The following is a 4,361-nucleotide window of genomic DNA, read 5'->3' on the forward strand; positions in this document are numbered from 1 at the left end:
AGCGGCGTAAGCCGCGAAGCTGGCATTGCCGAAACCTCAGGCATATGCGACATCTGATTGGCTATGTGCTTCGCGGCTTACGCCGCTCCCACAAACAAGCGGAAAGAATGCGACACAAGACGGCACGCCGCGATCCAAGTTTCAACGGCTGCCGTTGTCTTCCTGCAACTCTTTCTTGAACGGGATATCCGGCGGTGGCCGCGCTTCCGCTGGCTGCTCCTGCATGTTCGGATTGGTCAGGCCACAGCCGCCACCGAACTGCAGCATCGACACCACACAGGAAATCTTGCTCTTTGAGCCGGGAATCGGAATCTCAACGCTCTTGATGCCCCGGCGCACCCACTCGGCCAGCAAGGACTCGTTCGGCGCCCAGTACTTGTCGAACGAAGTTGGTGTGTAGTCATACGGCGGGCGCTTGAGCCAGGTACCGGACTCGGCGATGCGCTCGCGGCTCCAGGTATCGGAATCACCGCCGGGCGCACCACGCTTGTCCGCGTCCTGCGCCTGCCCCTCGTTGGTACCCAACCTTACGCTGCCATCGGCGTTGAACAGTCCCGTGCCCTTGTCAGCCTGACCACCAGCGCTGCCAGCGACCTGGCGCTGCGCTGCGCCCCAATCATCGCCACGGTTGGGCGCTGCCCAACCGCCGCTGCGATCCTCGGCTTTCGGACCCGCACCTGCGCTGGATCCGGCACGCGGGCTCGGAGTGGCAGCCGCCTGCCCGCCAGTGCGCGACGGGCTGGTCGATGCACTTGCTGCCGGTGTACCGGTTGATGCCTGGGTCGATGCAGTTGGACTCGTCGCCGCCTGTGCGGCGGGCTTGTCTGGCCCACCGGGTACCGCGCGCTCACGCACCGCCATCGTCGGTGCCTTCACTTGCACCTGCGCAGCACGCGATGGCAGCGTCGCCATCGTCACCGATTCCTGCGTCGCGGTCTCAACCTGACGTTCGCGCACGCCAAATTCAGGCGTGCGGATACGCACCTGTGTTTCGCGCACATGCGGCTGCGTCACCGCTATCGGTTGCTGCGTGGCAACTTCGATCTGGCGTTCACGCACCTGCACCTGCGGCGAACGCAGCTGCACCGCAACGTCTGCCGGCTGGCGTAGCGCCTGTGTTGGCTGCGGACGATCAACCGCGGTCTCAATCGTGCGTTCGCGCACCTGCGCCTGACTGCTGCGCAACGCAGGCGCCGTCACCGTGGCAGGCGGCACCACGAATTCACTGGTCGGCCGGTTTGTTTCCGTCACCTGCAGCGGCTGCTCGTTTGGCGGCTGCGGCACGGGTTTGGACGCATCTATCGGCATCCATTCAGGCTCGACATCCGCCTCTGCAGCAGATGTCGCATTGTCCTGCACTGCACTCGCAGCGGGAGCTGCAGGCGATTCCCGGGCTGCGGGTGCCGATGGCTCGACCGCAGCAGCGCCGGACTCGGACTGCGCTGCGGCTGCCGCCTGCGCCACGGCTGCCTCGGCAGCTTGCGGGGCACCGCCACCCTCCTCGTCCGGCGTACCACGCCCGACGAACTCCACCTGCACGCGTTCGCCGTCTTCGGCGTTCTGTTCCGGCACATTGCTGCGTACCAACGCCACCCATAGCAACAGCAGCGCGAACAGCACATGCAGGCCGGCACTGAAGAATCCCGCGAACCAGCGCAGGCCGCGCTGATCGCGCGGCGGCGGTTCGCCACCATTCCAGAACAGCAATACGATGATTCGCCACAGCGGCAGCGGTGTGGCCACAGCCTCGCGTGGTCGCTGCGGCCGCGCTGCCATGACCCCGGCAGCATCGGCATCGGCAAAGGCCGACAATCCCTTGGATACGCGCGTGCGCAGCCAGTTGCTCCAGCTATACGGCATGCCGGTGCGGCGATCGTGCAGGATGCTGGTCTGCCGGCGCGAAGCCAGCAGATTGATCAGCTCGGTAACCGATGTCACCGGCATGCGTGGTAGCGGCTCAGCCCGCGCCGTCGCGCGGAATATACGGGGCCTGACCGGTTTCGTGGTCGGTGGCGTCACGCACGGCGGTGATGCCCGGCACCCGGCCCATCAAGGTTTTCTCGATCCCCTGCTTCAAGGTCACATCGGCCATGCCGCAACCGTGGCAGCCACCACCGAAGCGCAGCAACACCACGCCATCGGCCGACACTTCCTGCACCGCGACGCGGCCGCCATGCGACGCCAGCTGCGGATTGATTTCGTTCTCGATCACCCAGCGCACACGCTCGACGATGGACGCTGCATCACCGGGGGCTTCGCCCTTGATCTTGGGGGCCTTGATCGTCAGCTGCTGGGTACCGGCAGCCTGGGTGACGAAGTCGATCTCGGCGCCGTCCAACCACGCCACGCTGGTCGCAGCGACATACAAAGTGAAGCCATCGCAGTCCACCGCCCACTCGTCACCGAGCAGGTCAGCCGGCTCGGCAAATTCAAGGCGCGCGTCTGCGCTCGGGGTTCCCGGGTCCATCGCGCTCAGGCGCACGCCCATCCCGGGCACGGCCTCGCGTTCGATCAACTTGCGGAAATGTGTTTGGGCGGTATCTGAGATCTGGATCATGCGGGTATTCTAGCCGTGTCTTGGTTGCCACCGATGGGACACTGATTCCAACGGCGGCACAGTTCAGTCATCTGTTATGGAGGTTTGCATGGCCCCTGATCTCATCCCGCTGGCACAAGCGCACTGCAGCCCGCGCCGGGGCAGCGAATATCGCCTCGGTCAGGCCCGCGTCGCCGAGCTGCTGCCCCAGGTGCCGGGTTGGGAGCTGGCCGAGAACGGCCAGGCCCTGACCCGCACATTCCGCTTTGACAACTACCACGGCACCATGGCGTTCGTGAACGCGCTGGCCTGGGTTGCGCACCGCGAAGACCACCACCCCGACCTGGGCGTGCACTACGACCGCGCCGTTGTGCGCTTTTCCACCCACGATGTGGGCGGCCTGAGCGAGAACGACTTCATCTGTGCCGCCAAGGCATCCGCACTAACGGAGCAATGACATGAAACTGCGTCTGCTGTTCGCTGCATTGGGCACCGTGGCTGCACTGAGCGCCTGCAATTCCTCCGACCAACCGGCCGCGCCGACCGTCGCCCCGACCGAAGTGGCCGCCGTGCAGACCCCGCCGCCGGACTACCCGGCCGAACTGGCCTGCACCGGGGTTGGCGGCAAGAGCGTGCTGCGCGTGGTGGTTGGCCCGCAGGGCATGCCTACCGAAGTTTCGCTGGTCACCAGCAGCGGCAACAGCCAGCTGGATGACTCCGCCGCGCGCCGCGTGCGCGAATGGAAGTTCAACCCGGCCACCCGCAACGGCCAGCCGGTGCCTACCACCATCCAGGTACCGGTCAGCTTCAACCCGCCGGACCCGAAGCCGAATGAGTGTTTTGCCATCGAAGAACGCGCGCGTCGTGGCGGCTGATCGCGACTGATGCATCCCGTTACCCCCGAAAATCTATGGATGGCCTTCGGGCTGACCCTGGCTGCCGGCCTGGCGACCACCGTCGGCAGCCTGATGGTGGTGTTCTCCAAGCGCCCCAATCCGCGCCTGCTCGCCTTTGGCCTGGCCTTCGCCGGCGGTGCGATGGTCTATGTGTCGCTGTCGGAGATCCTGAACAAGTCCGTGGCCTCGTTTGCGCTGGCATACGGCGAGCGCCTCGGCTTCACCTACGGCACGCTCTGGTTCCTGGGCGGCGTACTGCTGGTGGTATTGATTGACCATTTCGTGCCCAACCCGCACGAAACCCTGGACAAGCAGGACCCTGCCTTCAAGGAAAAGAGCCGCAGCAACATCCGCAGGGTCGGCCTGCTCAGCGCGGTGGCGATCACCGCGCACAACTTCCCCGAGGGTCTGGCCACCTTCTTCGCCACACTGGAAAGCCCGTCGGTCGGCCTGCCATTGGCCTTCGCCATTGCCATCCACAACATCCCCGAAGGCATTGCCATCGCGGTGCCGGTGTACTTCGCCACCGGGCGCAAGTCCTATGCGGTTTTCGCCAGCCTGCTGTCAGGACTGGCCGAGCCGGTTGGCGCCGCCATCGGCTACTACGCCCTGGCCGGCTCGCTGTCCCACGCCACCTTCGGCGCCGTGTTCGGCCTGATCTCGGGAATCATGGTGTTCCTGGCTCTGGACGAACTGCTGCCGGCAGCCAAGCGCTACGCCAAGGGTCACGAGACCGTTTACGGACTGGTGATCGGCATGGCCACGATTGCGGTCAGCCTTGTGCTGTTCAAGTGGTAGGAGGCCCTGGCCGGCGGCAACCCAGCCGGTCCTGAACAAAGCCTCTTGTAGGAGCGGCGTCAGCCGCGCAGCCGGCATTGCTGGCATCGCCCGCCAGTTGGCGGCGTGGCTGGTCTGTTGCTTAGCCGCGG

Annotated in this window: 5 protein-coding genes; 3 read left to right on the plus strand and 2 right to left on the minus strand. The window is 65.6% G+C overall.

The genetic code is table 11. The features are described from left to right. Positions 1-141: 141 nt before the first annotated feature. Both QMX78_RS20245 and QMX78_RS20250 read right to left on the minus strand, forming a co-directional pair. Positions 142-1,944, minus strand: coding sequence for a hypothetical protein (locus QMX78_RS20245; protein ID WP_282273009.1), 1,803 nt, complete (start codon positions 1,942-1,944; stop codon positions 142-144). A gap of 13 nt (positions 1,945-1,957) precedes the next feature. Next, positions 1,958-2,557 (minus strand): NfuA family Fe-S biogenesis protein, encoded by a 600-nt coding sequence (locus QMX78_RS20250; protein WP_282273011.1) that lies wholly within the window; start codon positions 2,555-2,557, stop codon positions 1,958-1,960. 88 nt (positions 2,558-2,645) lie between these two features. Between QMX78_RS20250 and QMX78_RS20255 the strand changes: the two genes are divergently transcribed. Genes QMX78_RS20255 through zupT form a run of 3 tightly spaced genes read left to right on the plus strand, consistent with a single transcriptional unit; the run spans position 2,646 to position 4,230 of the window. Further along, positions 2,646-2,993: a 4a-hydroxytetrahydrobiopterin dehydratase gene (locus QMX78_RS20255; RefSeq protein WP_282273013.1), complete on the plus strand. Its 348-nt coding sequence runs from the start codon at positions 2,646-2,648 to the stop codon at positions 2,991-2,993. Between the two features lies 1 nt (position 2,994). Beyond that, positions 2,995-3,411 carry an energy transducer TonB gene (locus QMX78_RS20260; protein ID WP_282273015.1) on the plus strand — a complete coding sequence of 139 codons (417 nt, stop codon included), beginning with the start codon at positions 2,995-2,997 and terminating at the stop codon, positions 3,409-3,411. Between the two features lie 9 nt (positions 3,412-3,420). After that, entirely contained in the window at positions 3,421-4,230 is an 810-nt protein-coding gene (gene zupT, locus QMX78_RS20265; protein ID WP_282273017.1) for a zinc transporter ZupT, read from the plus strand. Positions 4,231-4,361: the final 131 nt, after the last annotated feature.

It is taken from the genome of Stenotrophomonas sp. PS02298, from assembly GCF_029959445.1.
In the GTDB taxonomy this organism is placed as follows: domain Bacteria; phylum Pseudomonadota; class Gammaproteobacteria; order Xanthomonadales; family Xanthomonadaceae; genus Stenotrophomonas.

Bases quoted from the DNA above. Each gene is read 5' to 3' on its own strand.
- QMX78_RS20245 (WP_282273009.1), bottom strand. From the start codon at position 1,944: ATGCCGGTGACATCGGTTACCGAGCTGATCAATCTGCTGGCTTCGCGC.
- QMX78_RS20250 (WP_282273011.1), bottom strand. From the start codon at position 2,557: ATGATCCAGATCTCAGATACCGCCCAAACACATTTCCGCAAGTTGATC.
- QMX78_RS20255 (WP_282273013.1), top strand. From the start codon at position 2,646: ATGGCCCCTGATCTCATCCCGCTGGCACAAGCGCACTGCAGCCCGCGC.
- QMX78_RS20260 (WP_282273015.1), top strand. From the start codon at position 2,995: ATGAAACTGCGTCTGCTGTTCGCTGCATTGGGCACCGTGGCTGCACTG.
- zupT (WP_282273017.1), top strand. From the start codon at position 3,421: ATGCATCCCGTTACCCCCGAAAATCTATGGATGGCCTTCGGGCTGACC.